Here is a 20,224-nt window from a genome sequence, read left to right as displayed (position 1 = left end):
CTTCTGTTCTTGCCCGTAGGATGGGTTGAGCTCTTGCGAAACCCATCACTATCACGCACAGCAGCTGATGGGTATCCGCCTTCTCTTCGAGCTACGGCGGACAGGTCGCTTCCGCCTTCGCTCTTCGAGCTGCGGCGGACAAGTCGCTCCACCCATCCTACGGAGCTGCGCAAATCACAGCGTGCGGGCGACTTCCTCGAGCGCGCCCGAGGCTGCATCAATGATGGCATGGATATCCGCATCCGTCATCGGAGTCGACAACGCCATCAAGCCATTGCTCGCGGATAGCACGCCGCGATTGATAAATGCGCGGAAGAATACCGTCTGACGCCGCGCCTCCTCCTCGCTCAGATAGGCGGAGCGATAGTCGCGGACAGGCCGGTCGGCGAAGTGAATCTTGAGCAAGGAGCCGCGACCGACGGTCCCGCCGGGTACGCGATGGCGCTTGAACGCAGCATTGATGCCGGAGCGCACCGCCTCGCCCATCGCAGCGAGCCGCGCAAAGGCCGCTTCATCGAGCAACTGCATTGCGGCGATCCCGGCCCGCATCGTCACGGGATTGGCGGAGAACGTGCCGCCATGCGGCAGCGCAGGCTTGCCTTGCCTGGGATCGAACACGGCCATGACATCCTTGCGGCCGCCGATCGCGCCAACCGGAAAGCCGCCGCCGATGATCTTGCCGAGCGTGGTCAGGTCAGGGTCGATGTTCCAGATGCCCTGCGCGCCGCGATAGCCGAGGCGGAACGTGATAACCTCATCGAAGATCAGGAGCGCGCCGATCTCGCGCGTGACTTTGCGAAGCGCCTCCAGATAGGCCTGGTCGGCCGGCGCAAGCCCGGCGCGGTTAGGCATGGGGTCGACCAGCACGCAGGCGAGCCCCTCGCCGTGCTCGCGGATCAGGCTGACGGCAGCATCCGGGTCGTTGAAGGGAATGGTGACGACGTCGGCCAGCACATTCTCCGGCGTGCCCTTGGCATAGGCCACTGAGACCAGCGCGTTGCGGCCCCAGGCTTCCGGTGCCGGATCGAGACTCACCTCGGCGTAATCATAGGAGCCGTGATAGGCTCCTTCGCATTTCGCGATCTTGGGCCGGCCGGTATGCGCACGCGCCGCCTTCAGCGCCATCATCACGGCTTCCGTGCCGGAATTGGCGAAGCGAACCTGATCGACCGACGGCAGCCGCGACACCAACAGCTCGGCAAGATCGACCTCGGATTCGGTCGGCATGCCGAACGCCGATCCCAGCGCGAGCTGCGCGGTCGCCGCCTTGATCAGGGCGGGATGCGCGTGACCATGGATCGCCGCGGTGAAATTGTTGATGCAGTCGATATAGACATTGCCGTCGAGATCCCACACCCGGCAGCCATCGCCGCGCGCGGCGTAGATCGGATAGGGCTTCATGAACACGGTGGTGCGCGTGTTGCCGCCGGGAAGGCTCGCCAGCGCGCGATCGTACATTTTTTGCGAAGAGGAATTTGGGTCCGGATACATGCGGGCTTCCTTGAACCTCATCGTAGGATGGGTAGAGCGCAGCGAAACCCATCACGCTTCAACCTGCATTGATGGGTATCGCTTACGCTCCACCCATCCTACGTGTACATCAAAAACACAATCACCCCGACGATCAAGGCCGCGGCCATGAATAGCAGCACTGCGGGAAGGCCGAAGATCGTCGCGACCACGCCGGTCGCCGATTGCATCAGCGCGGCGCCGAGGAAGAATGCGAGGTTGATCGCGGAAAGCGCCTTGCCGGCATTCTGCGCGCCCGCCATTTGCCGCGTCATGCCGAACAGTAGCGGCTGCGTCGAGATCGCAATGCCCATCAGGACGAACAGCGCGGCATCGATCTGCGCCGGCACGGCGTGTACACCTAGCAGCTCGGATAGCGGGTAATTTGGCGCGCCGGCCGCTGCCAGGGCGAGCAGCAGTGCCGCAAGGGAATGCGTCGCAGCCAGCACTTCGCGGCGATGGCCGAAGCTGCGATCCAGGAAGCCCATCAGCGCGGGACCGGCGATCAGCGCGAGCGTGAACAGGCCGAGCACATTGCCGGCTTCGACGCGGCCGAGCGCCTTGATTTCCATCAGCCACGGGCCGCCCCACAAGCCGCGTAGCACCAGGGAGGCCGCCAGCGAAACCAGCGCCAGCGCGATCAGGCCGCGCAGGGGTCGCGATAGGCCGATGCGCAGGACCTTGGCCATCTGCGACAGCGGCGAGGATGGGTCGGCATGCTCGGCCGGCTGTTTCGGAACCAGCAGGAACACGGCCAGCGCCACCGCCGCGCCAAAACCGGCGGAGATCCAGAACCCTGCCCGCCAGCCAAAATGCTCGACGACGAAGGCGAGCGGGCTCGCCGACAGCAGCATGCCGATATTGCCGACCGAGAGAATGATGCCGGACCACAGGCCGAAGCGCGCCGCCGACATCTGCTTGGCGGCCAGTGTCATCGGGCACATCAGCATGCCCGAGGTGGCGATGCCGAGCAGCAGTTGTCCGAACATAAAGCTCGCTGGCCCGGTGGCGAGCCCCGATGCCAACGCGCCTACGATGGTTCCCGCGAGCAGGCTCAACGAAACCGGGCGGACGCCAAAGCGGTCCATCGCGGCGCCGACCGGGATCTGCGAGGCGGCGAAGGCGAAATGGTAGATCGACGTGAGGCTCGCCAGCGTCTGTGGCGCGGTGCGGAAGTCGGCGGCCATCACGTCGAGGCTGACCGCCGGAATTGTCCGTAGCAGGGTCGACAGCATGTGGCCGCAGGCAAGCGCCAGAAGCGCTGATATCAGTACGCGGAAGTTGATATCAGCGTCATCCGCCTTGCCGCCGTCCATGAGCCATCTCGCCCCAAAACTGTTTTGGGGCGAGGTATCACCAATATCGCGGGAACGCGAATCCGAAGGCGGCGATCAGTTCCGGTGGAACACCAGTGTGCGCAATTCGATGCTCTCGCGCGGGGGCGCATCGGCCGGCGTGGTCGGATCGGTGAAGGCGGTATGCGGCCCGAACCGCGTGCGGCCGTCGGTTGCGGAATCGTAGCATTTGAGCAGCAACGCCTCGTCGGCCCGCATTTCCGGAATGTAGTACCAGCGGTGGTTCGGGTTGTATTTGACCGAATAAGTCTCGCCGCTGCGGTTCGGATAGATCAGGTCGGAGGCGACGAGATCACCGGCCTCGACGGTCTGGCCATCGCACATGGCGAGCGGCGTATCCCGCAAGGGGCCGCGGATCGGCCGCCACACATTGATGACCTGCACGCGCCCCTTCAACAGTTCTTCCGCCTCATCGGGCAGATGCTCGCGAACGCGGTTGGCGCCGGATTTTTCGGTCTGGTCGACATGCACCCGCGTGGCCGGCTGGCGCGGGCCGGCGCCTCTGACATCAGCGGCGCCCTCTACGCGCTTGCGCACGGTGTGGTCGAAGATGAAGACGCGGTCCGCTTTCAGTGTCGCCTTGAGAAAGGCTTCTACGGCGGGATAGTAGACGTTCCGCACCTCATTATCGTCGTAGAAATTCCTGACGATGGTGGGATGGCGGACCAGCGCAAAGCCTTCGCGATCCAGGGAGAGATTGGCGGCGATCAGGCGCGCATCGAAGATCGGGACGTTGTGCGGTTCGGGCAGCGCGGTCGATTTGGGCTCGCCCGGCGGCGGATCGAAAGCGTAGGTGCGGGGCTTTCCTGCGACCGGCGCGAGATAGTTCACTTCGGCGGTAACGTAGGGAAGCGATTCGAGTTTTGCTTGCTGCAGGCCCATGGTGGTCTCCTGGACTCCATTGTTGTTCTATTTGATCTTGGCGCGGCCGCCGGGCTCCACAAGGCGCTTTGCAAAAATAGCAACGATGCCATTCGCCGTGCGGCCAAACAGGAAAAATCCTTGTCTAAAGCGCCTTCCGAACCGGATAGTATTTCCGGCATTCACGGGGGCGTCATCGACCGTGATTGGAGAACGAGATGCAAGTCACGATGAAAGATCGCGTCGCCGTGGTCACCGGCGGCAGCAAGGGAATTGGGTTTGCGGTCGCGCGGCGCTTTGCCGGCGCTGGCGCCAAGGTGGCGATCCTCGCGCGCGGCGCGCAGGATTTGAAAGCCGCGCGGGAGCAACTCGGCAAGGACGGCCTTGTGGTTCGGGACTATGTCTGCGACGTCTCGAAGGCGGCGGATATTGCAAGCGCGCATGACAAGATTGTCAGCGATCTCGGCCCGGTCGATATCCTGATCAACAACGCCGGCACCGCGCGGACGATGGCGTTCGAGAACATTTCCGACGAAGCCTGGCAGGAAGACCTCGACCTCAAACTGTTCGCGGCGATCCGCTTCAGCCGCCTGGTCTGGCCCGGCATGAAGGCGCGCAAATGGGGCCGCATCATCAACGTGCTCAACACCTATGCCAAGGCGCCCGCGGGCTCGTCGGCGCCCACCTCGGTGTCTCGGGCAGCTGGCATGGCGCTGACCAAGGTGATGGCGAGCGAGGGCGGCGAGCACAACATCCTGGTGAATGCGATGCTGGTCGGCCTGATCATGAGCGATCAATGGGTGAAGCGGCATGCGGCACAGGCGCCCGACACGGACTTCGAGGTGTTCGCCAAGAACCTCGCCAAGGGCACGCCCTTGGGCCGCATCGGCACGGCGGAGGAATTCGCCAACCTCGCCTGCTTCCTTGCTTCCGATCAGGGATCGTTCATCACCGGCACGGCGATCAATGTCGACGGCGGCCGTTCGCCGGTGGTGTAGGGCAACTTGGCAAAGGCGCAACGTGCGTGCCCGCTCCTCCCTCGCCCCGCCCTTGCGGGGATGACGAGCTGTGGCGGATGACGTGCACGAACTCTCTCCCCCGTCGTCCCTGCGAACGCAGCGACCCATAATCACAGGGCTTCGTTTGGAAGGACGGCGTCTGCCACGGTGCCACAAGAGAAATCACGCGGTATGGGCCCCTGCGTTCGCAGGGACGACGGGGCGAGGTGAAAAACAAAAAGGCCCCCGTCGCCGGAGGCCTTCTCGCTTTTATTAGATCGCTCTTAGACCGCGTCCTTGGCGGCCTTGACCGGGCGGGCCCGGACGATCTTGCGGGCCGGCTTGGCCTTGAACATCATCTCTTCGCCCGTGAAGGGGTTGGTGCCCTTACGAGCCTTGGTCGCGGGCTTCTTGACCACGACGAACTTCGCGAAGCCAGGAACGAGGAATACCCCGTTCTTCTTGAGCTCCTTGTGACCGACGTCAACGAGCGTGTCCATCACGTTCTTGACCTCTTTCTTCGAAATTTCGGTGGTGGTCGCGATCTTCTCGATCAGCTGCGACTTAGACATTTGGGTGGCCATGGTTGCTCCATTGATTCTGGCACAGGGCGACGATATGTGCGGAAACCGCCTAAAAAAACGGGGTTTTCGACATCTGCACAAGTATCTCGCTAGTCGAGTTGTAGTGATTCGTCCAATTTTTCCGGGTTTTTTAACATCGGAAGCCGTCCAGGGCCTATTTTTAGAGGGATTCAGCGCTGCCCGAGCGCCCAAATTCGGACAATCCGGGGCTGCTCTCCCCTCTCCGCCTCTATCGGAGCGAGCCCTGATTTGGCTTCCGGCGCGACAAAATGCGCAGATGGATCGGCCGCTAAGCACGTTGTTTCAGGAAGGATTTTCCGGATGCCCGCGCGATTTGAAAATGACTCGCGCTCACGTTCCATCGTAACATCGCCCTCAAGGCGGACGCGTGAACGGTTCGCCATCAATATCGTGTTCGGAGACTTCGCATGGATTTGACGCGCCTTGAAATCAATCGCCGCACCGCGCTGCTGACATCGGCGGCCATCGCGGCCAACGTGATCAATCCGATGCGGGCCTTTGCCCAGGAGACGCCGCGCAAGGGCGGCGTGTTCAACGTCCATTACGCCGCCGAGCAGCGCCAGCTCAACCCGAGCCTCCAGGCCTCCACCGGCGTCTACATCATCGGCGGCAAGATCCAGGAGAACCTGGTCGACCTCGACGCCAACGGCCAGCCGGTCGGCGTGCTCGCCGAGAGCTGGGAAGCTACCCCCGACGGCAAAACGGTGACCTTCAAACTGCGCCAAGGCATCACCTGGCACGACGGCAAGCCGTTCACCTCGGCCGACGTCGAATTCACCGCGATGAACATGTGGAAGAAGATCCTCAATTACGGATCGACGCTGCAGCTGTTCCTCACCGCGGTCGAGACGCCTGATCCGCACACCGCGATCTTCAAATACGACCGGCCGATGCCGCTGAACCTGCTGCTGCGGGCGCTACCCGACCTCGGCTATGTCTCGGCCAGGCATCTCTATGAGAGCGGCGATATCAGGCAGAACCCGACCAACCTCGCACCCGTCGGGACCGGCCCGTTCAAGTTCGTCAAATATGAGCGCGGCCAATACATCATTGCCGACCGCAACGAGAATTACTGGCGGCCGAACGCGCCCTATCTCGATCGTATCGTATGGAAGGTGATCACCGATCGCGCAGCGGCGGCGGCGCAAATGGAAGCCGGCGAACTTCACTACGCTCCATTCTCCAGTCTGACGCTCTCGGATCTCGCTCGCCTCGGCAAGGACAAGCGCTTCATCGTCTCGACCAAGGGCAATGAAGGCAATGCGCGGACCAACACGTTGGAATTCAACTTCCGCCGCAAGGAACTGTCCGACATCAGGGTTCGCCGCGCGATCGCGCATGCGATCAACGTGCCGTTTTTCATCGAGAACTTCCTCGGCGATTTCGCCAAGCTCGGCACCGGGCCGATCCCCTCGACCTCGACCGATTTCTATCCCGGGCCGAATACGCCGCAATATCCCTACGACAAGGCCAAGGCGGCCGCGCTGCTCGACGAAGCCGGCTTCAAGGCGGGCCGCGGCGGCACCCGCTTCTCGCTAAGACTGTTGCCGGCGCCCTGGGGCGAGGACATCTCGCTGTGGTCGACCTTCATCCAGCAATCGCTCGGCGAGGTCGGCATTCCCGTCGAGATCGTCCGCAACGACGGCGGCGGCTTCCTCAAGCAGGTCTATGACGAGCACGCCTTCGATATCGCGACCGGCTGGCACCAGTACCGCAACGACCCCGCGGTCTCGACCACCGTCTGGTATCGCTCGGGCCAGCCGAAGGGCGCGCCCTGGACCAACCAATGGGGCTGGGAGGACAAGAACGTCGACAAGACCATCGACGATGCCGCCACCGAGGTTGATCCGGCCAAGCGCAAGGCGCTGTACGCCCAGTTCGTCAAGGAGGTGAACACGGAGCTGCCGGTCTGGATGCCGATCGAGCAGATCTTCCTCACCACGATCACGGCAAAGGCGCGCAACCACTCCAACACCCCGCGCTGGGGCTCGGCGAGCTGGCACGATCTTTGGCTTTCGGCTTAAGCCGATATCCGCCAAGATAGGTCTATGCGCATCCTGAACCTTGCGGGGCGGCGTTTGGCCGCCTCGATCCCGACCCTCGTTCTGATCCTGATCGGCGTGTTCCTGCTCTTGCAGTTCGCGCCGGGCGACACTGTGGACGCCATGATGGCGCAGATGGGCGGCGGCGATGCCGCAACCGCCCGCGAGCTGCGCAAATTCTACGGGCTCGACCTCTCGATCCCGGCGCAGCTCGGCAACTATCTCTGGCGGCTGGTGCGGCTCGATCTCGGCTTTTCCTCGATCTACGGCAAGCCGGTGGCATCGGTGATCCTGGAACGGCTGCCGCCGACCATCCTGTTGATGACGGCCTCGCTGTCATTCGCGTTCTTCTTCGGTCTCGTATTCGGCGTGATCGCGGCCCGCGGCGTCAACCGCTGGCCTGATACGCTGATCTCCACCCTCGGTCTGATCTTCTACGCGACGCCCTCATTCTGGTTCGGGCTGATGGCGATTGTGGTGTTTTCGGTCTACCTGCAATGGCTGCCGCCCGGCGGCTTCGAGGACATCGGCGCGGCGCGAACCGGCATCTGGCGCGCGCTCGATATCGCAAGCCATCTGGTGCTGCCGACGCTGACCCTTGGGCTGATCTTCCTCGCCATTTACCTCCGCATCATGCGCGCCTCGATGCTGGAGGTGCTCAATCTCGACTACGTCCGCACCGCGCGCGCCAAGGGCCTGGACGAGACGCGCGTGGTGACGCGGCACGTGCTGCGCAACGCGTTGCTCCCGATGGTGACACTGATCGGGCTGCAGGCCGGCACCATGCTGGGCGGATCGGTGGTGGTCGAAAGCGTGTTCTCGCTGCCGGGCCTCGGCCGGCTCGCCTATGAATCGGTGGTGCAGCGCGACCTCAACACGCTACTCGGCATCGTCTTCGTCTCCGCGCTGCTGGTCATCACCGTGAACTTCATCGTCGACCTCATCTATGCGCGGCTCGATCCGCGCATCATGGCGGAGGGCTAGCGTCATGGATGCGGTCAAGCGCTACTTCCGAAGCCCCGCCGCGGTCGCCGGCCTGATCCTGCTGCTGATCGTGATCGCTATGGCGGTCTCGGCCGGCTGGCTCTATCCGCGCGATCCCTTGGCGCTCGCCGGCCGGCCGCTGGTCTGGCCGTTCTCCAACCCGCGCTTCCTGCTCGGCACCGACAATTCCGGCCGCGATATCGCCGCGCAGATTTTCTATGGCGCGCGGATCTCGCTATTGATCGGCGGGGTTGCCACCGCGATTGCGATCCTGATCGGCATCCTCGTCGGCGCGTTCGCCGGCTATTACGGCGGCTGGGTCGACAATGTGCTGATGCGGATCACCGAAGCGTTCCAGACGCTGCCGAACTTCGTGCTGCTGCTGGTGCTGGTCGCCGTATTCGGCTCGACACTGACGACTGTCACCATCGCGGTCGGCGTGGTGTCGTGGCCGGCGCCGGCGCGGCTGACCCGCGCGGAATTCCTCTCCTTGCGTAACCGCGAGTTCGTCCAGGCCGGCCGCACGCTTGGCATGAAGAACAGCCAGCTGATCTTCGGCGAGATCCTGCCCAATGCCCTACCGCCGGTCATCGTCTATGCCAGCGTGGTAATGGCGGTCGCAATCCTGCTCGAGAGCGCGCTCGCGTTTCTCCGGCTGTCCGATCCGAACGTGGCGTCGTGGGGCAATCTGATCGGCCTCGGGCGCGATGTGCTCCGCGTGCAGTGGTACGTCTCGGCGATTCCCGGGATTGCCATCCTCGTCACCGTGCTTGCGGTGTCGCTGGTCGGCCAGGGCCTCAACGATGCGCTCAATCCGAGGCTGAAAGGCCGATGAGCGAGCACGAGACCATCCTCTCGCTCGACCGCCTGAGCGTCCGCCTGCCCGCCGGCGCCGACCGAACGCATGCCCTCAGGGGCGTGTCGCTCGACATCGCCTCCAACGAGATCCTGTGCGTGGTCGGCGAATCCGGCTCCGGCAAGTCGATGATGGCAAATGCCGTCATGCGCTTGTTGCCCAACGAGGTGACGATCGACGGCGGGAGGGTGATGTTCGAGGGCCGCGATCTCTGCGCGGTCTCCCTCGCCGAGATGCGCGAGGTGCGCGGCGACGACATTGCCATGATCTTCCAGGAGCCGATGACGGCGCTCAATCCGCTGCGCACCATCGGCGACCAGATCGCCGAGATGTTCTCGATCCATACCGACCTGCCCAAGGCCGAGATCAATGCGCGGGTGCTGGCGCTGCTGGCGGATGTCCGCATTCCCGATCCCAAGGTAGCGGCGAAAGCCTATCCGCATGAATTGTCCGGCGGCCAGCGCCAGCGCGCCATGATCGCCATGGCGCTGGCGCTCGATCCAAAGCTGCTGATCGCCGACGAGCCGACCACCGCGCTCGATGTCACCACGCAGGCGCAGATCCTGAAACTGGTCCGCGACCTGCAGCAGCGCCACAGGACCGCGGTGATGTTCATCACCCATGATTTCGGCGTGGTGGCCGAGATCGCCGACCGCGTCGTGGTGATGCAGCACGGCGTCATCGTCGAACAGGGCACGGCATCAGACGTGCTGCACCATCCGCAGCATGCCTACACCAAGCAGCTCATTGCCGCCGTCCCGCCGCTGAAGGCGCCGCCACCTCGGGCGCTTGCCGCCGACAACATCCTGACGATCACGGATGTCTCGAAAACTTACCGCACCGGCGGCTTTCTCGGGCGCGGCGCGCGGGTGACCCCGGCCGTGAAGAATGTCTCGCTCAACCTGCCGCGCGGCGCGACGCTAGGCATCGTCGGCGAATCCGGTTCCGGCAAATCGACGCTGGCGCGCTGCATCGTGCGGCTGATCGATCCGGATGCCGGATCGATCGTGCTCGACGGCAACGACTGGGCGAAAATGCCGCGCGAGAAAGTTCGCCGCGAGACGCAGCACATCCAGATGGTGTTTCAGGACCCGTTCGCTTCGCTCAATCCGCGCCGCAAGGCGGCAGAACTGGTGGCGCAAGGCCCGATCGTGCACGGCACGCCGCGGGCCGAAGCGATTGCCAATGCCAGGGAATTGTTCGCTCTCGTCGGGCTCGACCCTTCAGCCGGCGACCGCTATCCGCACGAATTCTCCGGCGGCCAACGCCAGCGCATCGGCCTCGCCCGCGCATTGGCGCTGAAGCCGGATGTGCTGGTAGCGGACGAGCCGGTATCCGCGCTCGATGTCTCCGTGCAGGCGCAGGTGCTGAAGCTGCTGGCTGAATTACGGGCGCGGCTGGGGTTGTCGATCGTCTTCATCACACATGATCTGCGGGTTGCCGCGCAAATCTGCGACCTCGTCGCTGTCATGAAGGATGGTGAGGTGGTGGAACACGGCCGCGCGGCGGAGGTATTCGGCAATCCGCAGCATCCCTATACGCAGGCGCTGCTCGACTCGATCCCGGGCGGCGAATTTGCGCGGGAGCACGCGACGGAGGCGGTGTAGCGCTATGATCCGGCGATGGTGTCGCCTCTCCCTCTCCCCGCTCTTCGCGGGGAGAGGGTTGGGGTGAGGGGCTGCTTCCGCGCATTCAAACGTAGATCCGGATCCGCGGAGAGAGCCCCTCACCCCGACCCTCTCCCCGTAAAGGACGGCGAGAGGGAGAAGAACGATCACGCCATCTCCCTCGCATCTCGGTGGCGATAGACCAGCAGCATCAGCGGTGCGAGCTTGCGCAGGATGCCGTGGGCAACGATGGGCACCGGCTCGGTGAACGGCAGCGCCAGTTCGTTATCCGGCACGCCGCGGACGGCCTTTGCCAGTTCATTACCTAGCGGAATCGTCAGCGCGACGGCGCGGCCGTTGCAGCCGGTCCAGCCGAACGCATTGGGCCCGAGCTTGTGGATGCGCGGCAAGAAGTCCGCCGTCATGCCGACGTAGCCGTTCCAGACATAGTCGAACGAGACTTCGCCGATCTGCGGCCACAGCCGCTGCAGCCGTTCGGTGACGCGCGCCTTGATGCGCCCGACCTTGTTGCCGGGGCCGAGCACCGCGCCGCCGGTGACAAGACGGTTTCGCGCGTCGTAGCGCGCGAAGTAAAGCTCGCCGTGGGTATCCGACATCGCCTGCCGTCCCGGGATGATGGTCTTGCGGACGTTGTCGGACAGAGGTTGCGTCGCCATCTGCCAGGACAATACCGGCATTATCTCGCGTGCAATTTGCGGCACCAGCGATTTCGAAAACTCGCCGCTATAGGCGTTGGTGGCCATCACCAGGGCGCGGCCGGAAATCTCGCCCTTTGCGGTTTTCACCACCCAGCGGTCGTTGCGCCGCTCGAAACTTTCGGCCGGCGATCGCGCGTAGATGCGCGCGCCGAGATCGAGCGCGGTACGCGCAAGGCCGCGCGCCAGTGCCAGCGGATTGATGTGGCCGCCGGTCCTGTTCCAGAAGCCGCCGAACCACGCGTCCGATCCCAGCATGTCGCGCGTCTGCTCGCGCGAGAGCAACTCGACGGGCGCGCCAAACTTCGACCATTGCCGGACGCGGCGTTCCGCAATCTTGATGCGGCCGGGCGAATGCACGGGTTGCACCCAGCCGGCCTGTTCGCCCTCCGCGTCGATCTTGTAGCGTCTCGTCACATCGAACAGATAGGAAGCGCTGTCGCGCAGCATGGCGACAAAGCGTTCTCCGGCCTCGCCGTGCTTGGCAATGATATCCTCCGGATCGGGCCGCGACAGCGTCGGGATCACCTGCCCGTTGTTGCGGCCCGAGGCGCCCCAGCCCGGCTCCGCGGCTTCGACGATCGCGACATCGACCCCCGCCTCGCGCAGATGCAGCGCGGTGGAAAGTCCGGTGAAACCGCCGCCGACCACGATCACGTCCGCCTGCTGCGTGCCGGTCAGTTCGGGCATTTCGGGCCCTGAAGGCGTCACGGCCGCCCACAGCGAATTGGGCCAGCGGACGTCACTCATATTCATCGGTATCCTTTCTTGCGGCCAACTGACCGTTCTGGTTAGTTTAGCGCCCTAACCAGCTCTAGGGAAACAAGAGAGTGGCACTCAAAAACGTCATCGGAATCGATCACGCCGTGATCATGGTGAAGGACCTCGACAAATCAGCCGAAAACTACAAGCGGCTCGGCTTCACTGTGTCGCCGCGCGGCACCCACAGCGCGCATATGGGATCGGGCAACTACACCATTATGTTCGACCCCGACTACATGGAATTGCTCGGCGTGCTCAGGCCGACCGAACATAATGAGCCAGCGCGGGCGTTTCTCGAAAAGCACGGTGAAGGCATCGAGCGTATTGCTTTCACCGCCGTGAACTCGGCGCAGGGCGCGGAAGAAATTCTCGCGCGTGGTTATGTCCCTATTGGCCCGACGGATTTCGAGCGGCCGGTCACGCTGCCTGATGGCACGGAAGCTGCGGCGCGATTCCGGACCTTTCAATGGCCGACAGTGGAAGCGCCCGGCGGCGTGCGCATCTTTGCCTGCCAGCACAAGACGCGCGAGACGGTGTGGATCCCCGAACTGATGCGACATGCCAACGGCGCCAAACGCCTGAAGCAAGTGCTTATCGTCGCGCCGGATCCGGCCAAGGAGGCGGCGCATATGTCCAAGCTGATCGATCGTGAGGTTCGCAACGAGTCCGATGGCGCTGTCGCGGTGCCTTCAGGCGGCGACCGCGCGGACTTCGCATTCCTGACCAAGGATCAGCTCGGCAAGCGCTATCCCGGCGTGTCGCTGGCGGGCCTGCCCGAGCGCGGCGGCGCGGGGCTCGTGATCGTGGCTGATGTTGCAGCGGCGGAGAAAGCGCTCGGTGCTGCCGGTGTGAAAAGCGCTGGTGGCATTGTCGTGCCTCCGGCGGAGGGCAACGGCACGTTGCTCGCCTTCGTCAAGGCGTAGCCTGCAGCACCGGACTTGCTGCATCGGGAAGCCGGACATGGCGAGGGGCAGGATCGAAGCGGATGGCGATACGGCGGCAACGCGCCGTGGTCGCCCCCGCTCTGCTGAAACAACGAATGCCATTCTGCAAAGCGCCTACACGCTGATGGCGACCACGGGGCTTGCCGCCACCAGCATCGACGCGGTTGCGCGGCACTCCAACGTCTCGAAAATGACCATCTACAAATGGTGGCCGTCGCGAGAGGCGCTGCTGATCGACGCGTTCCTGAACCATGCTTCGCTGATGCTGCCGCTGCCGACATCAGGCACAGCGGCAGACCGCCTCCGAACTCACGCCGCGGCTTATGCAAAAGCGCTGCAGGGTGAATTTGGCAAGGTGCAGCTCGCCGTGATCTCCGAGTGCATCTCGAACACCGGGTCTGCCGAGATCTTCTACGAGCGCTATCTCAGGTATCGAAGAACCGCGCTGGTCGAATTGATCGCCGCCGGCCAGCAGGACGGCAGCGTCGGCGCTGCCGGGACGCCGGAGGACCTGTACGACGCGATCTATGGAAGCCTGTTCTACCGCTACATCTTCGGAATCAAGCCGATCTCGCCGGCGCAGGCCCGCAATCTCGTTGAGACCCTGCTGATGATCAGGAGCCGCTGACGCCACGGGCTGCGTCCCGTCGCGCACGGCGGAACCACATCCATGTCTCGCGCGTCACGGCCCGGTAGCCCTTCCCCCGATAAACAATCTGGTCGGCAACAATCCGATTCAGCTTCGGCAATGCGTGAAACGGGATCGAGGGATAGGCGTGGTGCTCGACATGGTAGGGCATGTTCCATGCAAACCACTTCATGACCATGCCGGTATAGGTGGTGCGGGTGTTCCGGAAAGCGCTGCGCGTCCGATCACAGCCGGTGTGCTCGGCATAGAGATAGGGCCGCAGGAACAACTGGCCGACGATCAGGGGAACGATCCAGATCCAGAGCAAAAGCGTCGTATGGAGCGCGAATGAGGCGAGCAGCAGCGCCGCATAACCGGCGACATAGAGGCGCGCCTCCTTCACGACGATGTGGCGCTTGCCTTCGGGAATCCAGGGTGCGGAGGCGTTGCCGGTGAAGGCATGGCGAAGCATCAGCCCTACCCGGAAGGCGACCTGCCGAAGACCCGTATAGGCGATCGCGAGCTCTGTATCCGAGGCGGGCATCGGGCCAACCAGCAGTTCCGGATCCCTGTCCGGATCCTGCGTGTAGCGGTGGTGGTCCCAGTGGAACAGGCAGTAATATTCGTAAGGCAGCCCGATCGCGAATGAAGACAGATGGCCGACTACGAGGTTGAGCGCGCGGCTGCGAAACGCTGTCTTGTGAGCGGTCTCGTGCACGACCATGAACAGGAAGGCGACGAAATAGCCCTGCACGACAATCAGCGGCATCGCCCAGAGCAGGCCATAGGTCGAGGCGACCAGCCAGATCAGCGTACCGAAGACAGCGATTGCGCCGTAGTGGCTGGCCGCGCGAATGATGCCGGGCAGGTTCGATCGCACCGACAGCGCGCGCAGCTCGGCCGGTGTGAGCGGCTTCTCTCCCGTTGCGGTAACTGCTGTGCTCATGGTCGCTATCGCCTCCGGGATGATTTCAGCGCTGCAGCAGCGCCGAGATTTCGGCATTGATGAAGTCGCGGTCTGCGGGATTGTTGATGGGGTTTCCAGCGCGGTGTCCGTGGATCGAAGGAATCGGATGGAGTTCGGCTGACCTTGCATTGACGAGGCGGCCGAGCTCGGTCTCGTTGTCGCGCATGTCGAAGTAGCGATCCGTCTGCCCCGGCATCAACAACACCCGCGCCCTGATCGCGGCGAGCGCGCGGTCAATGTCGCCGCCGAATTCGGGGCATTGGCTGATATCGCCACGCTGCCAGATATCGATCTGCGCCAGCAGATCGTTGGCGTCACGCCGCGCGAAGGCGACGTCCCATGATCGTGCGAGGTAATCTTCGAGGCTCGTAAAGCCGGCCTCGCGCCAGATCTCGTCCCGGTAATAGGCGTGCGACATCGCCCACCCCGCATAGACGCGTCCCATCGCCCGAAAGCCGGCCACGGGCTTTGCAACGAAACGGCCATCCTGCCAGGCCGGGTCCGCCGTCAGCGCGGCCTTCACACCCTCGAGGAATACGTGGTTATAGGGCGAACATCTGGAGCTGCCGCAAACGACAGCCGCGCGTTCCACCATGTCGGGATGACAGGCCGCCCAGTGGTAGGCCTGCATGCCGCCCATCGACCAGCCATAGACCAGCGCGACCCTCGATATTCCAAACTGCTGCTCAAGAAGGCGGCGCTGGACCGCGACGGCATCGTGATAGCTGACGGCCGGAAACGGCGTGAGATCAGAATTGGACGGCGATGAAGACAAGCCGTTGCCGAAGAGGTTGGGAACGATGATGAAATAGCGATCGGGGTCCAGCGCGCCGCCGTGCTGGATCAGCCATTCGATATCGCTGTGCTGCGCACTGAAGGACGTCGGGTAGACAATCACATTGTCTTTCCGCGCGTTCAGCGTGCCGTAGGTCTTGTAGGCGAGCTGCATCGCGGGAAAGACCGCGCCCGACTGAAGCTCGACGTCTCCGGCTTCGAATATCTGATAGTCGGCGCGGGGCATCATGGGCCAGTTCCGAACGATGCATTTAATGTACTTGCTGTACACTATTTAGATGGGATTGCAACGGAGTTTGTCATCCCGGGGGCCGCACAAATGAAATCGCGCCGCAGCGGCTTCTGCGGCGCAATTTCACAGGCGATCAAACGATTGCGGGCTTGCCGCCAGCGATCACTCCGCTGGTGCAGCGACCGGCACTTCCGCATGCGAGCTGTAAGCGACGCTGCCGCTGGTCTTCGCCAGCGCGAACAGCCCCGCCGCCATCACGGCATAAGCGAGCGCCACGCCCGGCGTCACGCCGAGGCCGCCGCCGATACCGACAGCTTCACCATGCATGAAGCCGAAATAGGTCATGACGGCACCGGCACATGCAAAGCCCGAGGCTTTCAGAAAATCGCGCTCGATCACGAACACGCCGATCGCGCCTAACACGAGGCCGGCGAGGATCGAGCCGCCGCCCATCACCTCCAGGCCGTGATAGAGCACGCCCTGCTGCGGCAGCGCGGCGATAGCTGCGGTCTTCACGGCATCGACCTTGCCGGCGGCGAGACCGCCGACCGTCTGCGCAGCCGTCATCGTCGAGGCGAGCATGGTGTCGATCTGCAATTTGGCCCACGCCGCAAGGTGCGGCGTCAGCGCCAGCACGATCGCGGGCGCATGCTTGACCGGCGTGGTCTGGAACGCCTGTGCGCCGATCAGCATGCCGATATAGAGCAGGATCGGCGAGATCGCCACGACCGGCACCAGCGCCAGCAGGACCGAGATGATGCCGAACCACGACAGCAACACCACCATCAGGCCGGTCGCCGCCGAATAGCCGATCCGCCCGCCCATCGCCTTCCAGCCGGGATGGCCGATATAGACCGCGTTGATGAAAGGATTGCCCATCAGGCAGCCGATCAGGCTGACGACGCCATCGGCGGTGAGCACGCGCGTGGTCGGATATTCGTCGCCGGCGGCCTCCGCGCTTTCGACGTTATCCATAGCTTCGACGAGATCGTAGATGCCGAATGGAATCGCGGTCACCAGGATGATGCCGAGGAATTCGAAGCCGGAGAAGACAAGACCGAAGGCCGGCAGCGGCACCGAGAAGCCGAAATTCGCAAAGGCATCGCCCACACCTTTCAGGCTCAATCCTCCGAGGCCGAGCCCGAACAGGTTCGAGCCCCACGCGATCAACATGCCAGCCGCGATGGCGACGAGGCCTGCCGGAATTCCCCTCGGATACTTCACGCCGCCAAACCAGCTCACCAGGATGATGGCGAAGCATATGAGCCCGATCTGCGGCGTCATGTACATCTCGAGCGCCGGCCGCATCGAGATGAAGGTGACGGAGACGCCGGCGAGCGTGCCGAGCAGCGCCGCGCGCGGGGTGATCTTCCGGATGTACGGCGCGATGAATCCGCCGATCATCAGGATAAAGCTCTGGAAGAGCACCCAGACGAGGCCAGCCGACCAGCCCTTTACGGGATCGCCGGTCTTCAACGTGATCGGCAGCATGATCACGAAGGTGACGATAAACATGTGCGGCACGCTGACGCCCGACGGCAGCGCGCAGACATCGTTGCGGCCAGTCTTCTGGGCCAACCTGTAGGCCAGATACGCGTAGTACATTGTCGAAAGGCACATCATCAGGCCGAGCGCCGGCAGAATGCGGCCGAACACGAGTGAGTCGGGCATCTTCAGCACGAAGCGCAACAGCCCGGTCAGGACCAGCATGTTGACGAGAATGTTGGTGCCGAAACCGAACAGCGCGTTCCAATCGCCCGGCGTCCACAATGCCGGCTTGAACTCTGAGGTGCCCGCAGTCCCCGTCCCGCTTGTGCTCATCGTGCCCCCGCTGCTGTCGCTGTTGGAATCTCCGGTGAAAGTGCTGATAGCACCGCGGCTGAATCGGAGACCCAGCCGAAGATGCCGCCCTGGGCCTTGATCATCTTCAGGCCGATCTCGTGGAATTCGGGAAAGTAGGAGGCGCAGCCATCTGATAGCACCACGCAGCGATAGCCGCGGTCGTTGGCCTCCCGCACGGTGGTGTTGACGCAAACCTCGGTGGTGACACCGCAGACCAGCAGGTTCTCGATGCCATGGTCTTGCAGCACGTCGTCGAGCTCGGTGGCGTAGAACGCGCCCTTGCCCGGCTTGTCGATCACGATCTCGCCGTCGATCGGATAAAGCTCGGGAATGATGTCGTGGCCCAGTTCGCCGCGAATGAGGATGCGCCCCATCGGCCCAGGATCGCCGATGCGCAAGGACGGCGCGCCGCGTTCGACCTTGGCTGGCGGCGCATCAGAGAGATCGGGCAGATGACCCTCGCGGGTGTGAATGACCAGCATGCCGGCCGCACGCGCCGCATCCAGCACCGCTGATATCGGCTTCACCGCGCGCGCAAGCTGGCTGACATCATTGCCGAGCGTCTCGCCGAAACCGCCCGGCTCCATGAAATCGCGCTGCATGTCGATGATGAGGAGCGCGGTCGCCGCCCAGTCGAGTTCAATCGGCTCCGGCTCCGCTGCGAGCTTTGCTGAGTTCGCCATGACCTGCGCGCCCCGAACGAGAACTCTCGAAGTGAGGCAAGCAAGGCGCATGCCATTGTGTACAATGGCGGCAGGCGAAGGACGAAAGTGAATTCGACCGTTATTTCAATTCGTTGATTGCGGATGCCGAGGCGGCGCGCTTTCCGTCCAACGCATTCCGGACGGGCACCTGCCTATTATCTAAGCAAACCGCAATTGCGCATGCTCGCGCGCAAGGTGGGCGACAACTCGTCTGTCCGGGCGCCGGGGCATCACCTCGCTACGCCGGGACTGCCTCAAGACGTTGCGAATTCCAGCTCAGCAGCGGGGTCCCGTATGCTCGCCTCCAGACCGAAAGGAAACGGGGAAACCAGGAGTGCGCGACGGCGCCCTGATAGGCCCACGTGCGGTATTTGCGGCCCTTTTCCGATAGCAGCTCCTGATATCCGCCGTGCGTTTCGGTCGCGGTGCGAATATCCCTCAATATGTCGCGGGCGCACGACCGGTACTTGTCCGTGCCGGAAAACTCATCGTACTCCAGCATGCGATCGGCGAATTCGACATTGAAGGTCGGCCAGCAAGAACGGCCCTGATACGCCGGAGCTGCGATCTTGTGGATCATCTTGTTCTGCGGATTATCGGCGGACACCAGGAAGTGAAAGGTACCTGGGATTCGAAACCGCGGCTCGCCGAGTATGAGATCCGTCGTGGCAGCGAACAGCGCGCGTTCGCTCGCCTCGCTCAAATCCCAAAATCCCCGGTGTACATTGACGAAATCGAGCGCGATGGAAGACGCTGCCGGTCCGTCCCCGCAATCCAACGCATGCCTGACATAGCCATGCCTGCCGAACAGGGCGAGCAGCTCCTTCTTGTACTGCGATAGCGAGCGCCCGAGCAGCCCTTCCAGCTCGCTCCGGTCGATCACCCCCAATCGGATGGCGCGCACAAACGTCGCGTAGACGCATGCATTGGTGACAAAGCGCCTGCGCTCGGCGCGGGTATCCGTTGCCGCGGAGCGAGGCGCGTTGACGTCACACAGCAAAGCCGTGAGGCCGTCGTTGTCGAATGGCTCCAACGTGTCAGCGAGTTGGGATATCGCGTTCTTCAGATCGTCGCGATACTCCGCAAGCAATAAGCGCCCGGCACGGGCGCCTTGCGCCATCGCCAGATACGAAGATGTCCTTTGGTCCGCGCGGATGATCTGTTCCAGACCCGCGAGGACGCCCAATAGCGTATCTGACGGCAGCGAGAAGTAATTGACGCCGATGTAGCGATCGCGGCCTGCGGGAACGATCGTCGTCGTCACGACATTTGCGCGAACGGCCTCGAGCATCAGGCGGACGCTTTTTTCCAGCAAGCGAACCCTGCGGAAGGCATCCTCGGAATCCAGGATGGTCTCGGGATCGAGAACGTCGGGATAAAACCAGGCAAGGTTCCGGGGATAATAGGCGGATGCGTGCGGCGCGCCGGTGACCAGAAAGTCTTCGGTCGGAGAAAAGGCGCTGTTGACCGAGTGCGCGTACAGCTCCTCGATCCCGGCGGACGAGCGATACTTTCTCAGGAAGCGATCACCGAGAAAATTGACGGCCTGAATACCATTGGCGACACAGGAGGCAATTGGACCCTGATAGAACCGGTATTCGCGATGTGGCGAAAATGAAATGTGACGGTGCATATGCGTGGATTTAACGAGGTTCCGTGGCTGCGCGTGCCACTCCTGACATTGTCGATTTGTCTTTCTGTCAGGTGAATTATGATGTCACCGATTTGTAATAAATGGACGCGGCGCTGGCAAGCAAGGAGGATGAGCCTGACCGGTCCGCGCAATGCGCGGCACGACGACAGGCTCACGCATAACC

At 63.2% G+C, this 20,224-nt stretch carries 17 protein-coding genes; 7 read left to right on the top strand and 10 right to left on the bottom strand.

Features of this window, described 5'->3' with window-relative positions; translation table 11 throughout:
• Positions 1-174: 174 nt before the first annotated feature.
• From J6524_RS22195 to J6524_RS22185, 3 genes are all read right to left on the bottom strand, one after another.
• A complete protein-coding gene (locus J6524_RS22195; protein ID WP_225674388.1) occupies positions 175-1,491 on the bottom strand; it encodes an aspartate aminotransferase family protein in 1,317 nt (438 codons plus the stop codon).
• A 98-nt stretch (positions 1,492-1,589) separates the two neighbouring features.
• The gene (locus tag J6524_RS22190) at positions 1,590-2,825 is read right to left on the bottom strand and encodes an MFS transporter (protein ID WP_225674386.1); all 1,236 of its coding nucleotides are present in this window, start codon (positions 2,823-2,825) and stop codon (positions 1,590-1,592) included.
• A 75-nt stretch (positions 2,826-2,900) separates the two neighbouring features.
• Complete coding sequence (locus tag J6524_RS22185; RefSeq protein ID WP_225674385.1) at positions 2,901-3,746, bottom strand: CmcJ/NvfI family oxidoreductase; 846 nt, start codon at positions 3,744-3,746, stop codon at positions 2,901-2,903.
• Positions 3,747-3,943: 197 nt separating this feature from the next.
• Between J6524_RS22185 and J6524_RS22180 the strand changes: the two genes are divergently transcribed.
• Positions 3,944-4,723 carry an SDR family oxidoreductase gene (locus J6524_RS22180; protein ID WP_225674383.1) on the top strand — a complete coding sequence of 260 codons (780 nt, stop codon included), beginning with the start codon at positions 3,944-3,946 and terminating at the stop codon, positions 4,721-4,723.
• Positions 4,724-5,007: 284 nt separating this feature from the next.
• Here the strand turns inward: J6524_RS22180 and J6524_RS22175 are convergent, their stop codons facing one another.
• The gene (locus J6524_RS22175) at positions 5,008-5,307 is read right to left on the bottom strand and encodes an HU family DNA-binding protein (protein WP_225674380.1); all 300 of its coding nucleotides are present in this window, start codon (positions 5,305-5,307) and stop codon (positions 5,008-5,010) included.
• A gap of 428 nt (positions 5,308-5,735) precedes the next feature.
• Between J6524_RS22175 and J6524_RS22170 the strand changes: the two genes are divergently transcribed.
• From J6524_RS22170 to J6524_RS22155, 4 genes are read left to right on the top strand one after another with little or no spacing between them, the layout of a single operon-like run.
• Positions 5,736-7,352, top strand: coding sequence for an ABC transporter substrate-binding protein (locus J6524_RS22170; RefSeq protein ID WP_225674378.1), 1,617 nt, complete (start codon positions 5,736-5,738; stop codon positions 7,350-7,352).
• Positions 7,353-7,376: 24 nt separating this feature from the next.
• On the top strand, positions 7,377-8,354 hold the full coding sequence (locus tag J6524_RS22165) for an ABC transporter permease (protein WP_225674376.1): 978 nt from the start codon (positions 7,377-7,379) through the stop codon (positions 8,352-8,354).
• Positions 8,355-8,358: 4 nt separating this feature from the next.
• Positions 8,359-9,189 carry an ABC transporter permease gene (locus tag J6524_RS22160; RefSeq protein WP_225674374.1) on the top strand — a complete coding sequence of 277 codons (831 nt, stop codon included), beginning with the start codon at positions 8,359-8,361 and terminating at the stop codon, positions 9,187-9,189.
• Complete coding sequence (locus tag J6524_RS22155; protein WP_225674372.1) at positions 9,186-10,817, top strand: ABC transporter ATP-binding protein; 1,632 nt, start codon at positions 9,186-9,188, stop codon at positions 10,815-10,817. Before J6524_RS22160 ends, J6524_RS22155 begins: the two co-directional genes overlap by 4 nt.
• A 167-nt stretch (positions 10,818-10,984) precedes the next feature.
• Here J6524_RS22155 and J6524_RS22150 read toward each other — a convergent pair whose 3' ends face one another.
• Positions 10,985-12,289: an NAD(P)/FAD-dependent oxidoreductase gene (locus J6524_RS22150; protein WP_225674370.1), complete on the bottom strand. Its 1,305-nt coding sequence runs from the start codon at positions 12,287-12,289 to the stop codon at positions 10,985-10,987.
• 74 nt (positions 12,290-12,363) lie between these two features.
• On the opposite strand from J6524_RS22150, the gene J6524_RS22145 reads away from it, so the two are divergent.
• Positions 12,364-13,218, top strand: a complete 855-nt coding sequence (locus J6524_RS22145; protein ID WP_225674368.1) for a VOC family protein — start codon at positions 12,364-12,366, stop codon at positions 13,216-13,218.
• A 37-nt stretch (positions 13,219-13,255) separates the two neighbouring features.
• Positions 13,256-13,867, top strand: a complete 612-nt coding sequence (locus tag J6524_RS22140; RefSeq protein WP_225674367.1) for a TetR/AcrR family transcriptional regulator — start codon at positions 13,256-13,258, stop codon at positions 13,865-13,867.
• On the opposite strand, the gene J6524_RS22135 is transcribed toward J6524_RS22140, so the two are convergent.
• The 5 genes from J6524_RS22135 to J6524_RS22115 form a co-directional block, all read right to left on the bottom strand.
• Complete coding sequence (locus tag J6524_RS22135) at positions 13,854-14,813, bottom strand: fatty acid desaturase (protein ID WP_225674365.1); 960 nt, start codon at positions 14,811-14,813, stop codon at positions 13,854-13,856. The two genes, J6524_RS22140 and J6524_RS22135, sit on opposite strands and share 14 nt — an antisense overlap.
• 25 nt (positions 14,814-14,838) lie before the next feature.
• Positions 14,839-15,858, bottom strand: coding sequence for an alpha/beta fold hydrolase (locus J6524_RS22130; protein ID WP_225674363.1), 1,020 nt, complete (start codon positions 15,856-15,858; stop codon positions 14,839-14,841).
• 165 nt (positions 15,859-16,023) lie between these two features.
• Complete coding sequence (locus J6524_RS22125) at positions 16,024-17,682, bottom strand: regulator (protein WP_225674362.1); 1,659 nt, start codon at positions 17,680-17,682, stop codon at positions 16,024-16,026.
• A complete protein-coding gene (locus tag J6524_RS22120; protein WP_225674360.1) occupies positions 17,679-18,386 on the bottom strand; it encodes a cysteine hydrolase family protein in 708 nt (235 codons plus the stop codon). The genes J6524_RS22125 and J6524_RS22120 overlap by 4 nt, the downstream gene beginning before the upstream one ends.
• 259 nt (positions 18,387-18,645) lie before the next feature.
• Positions 18,646-20,040 (bottom strand): hypothetical protein, encoded by a 1,395-nt coding sequence (locus J6524_RS22115; RefSeq protein ID WP_225674358.1) that lies wholly within the window; start codon positions 20,038-20,040, stop codon positions 18,646-18,648.
• Between the last annotated feature and the right edge of the window lie 184 nt (positions 20,041-20,224).

Source organism: Bradyrhizobium hereditatis (assembly GCF_020329435.1).
Taxonomy (GTDB): Bacteria; Pseudomonadota; Alphaproteobacteria; order Rhizobiales; family Xanthobacteraceae; genus Bradyrhizobium; species Bradyrhizobium hereditatis.
Note: the sequence above shows the minus strand (reverse complement) of the source record. Positions and strands in the feature narration are given on the sequence as shown.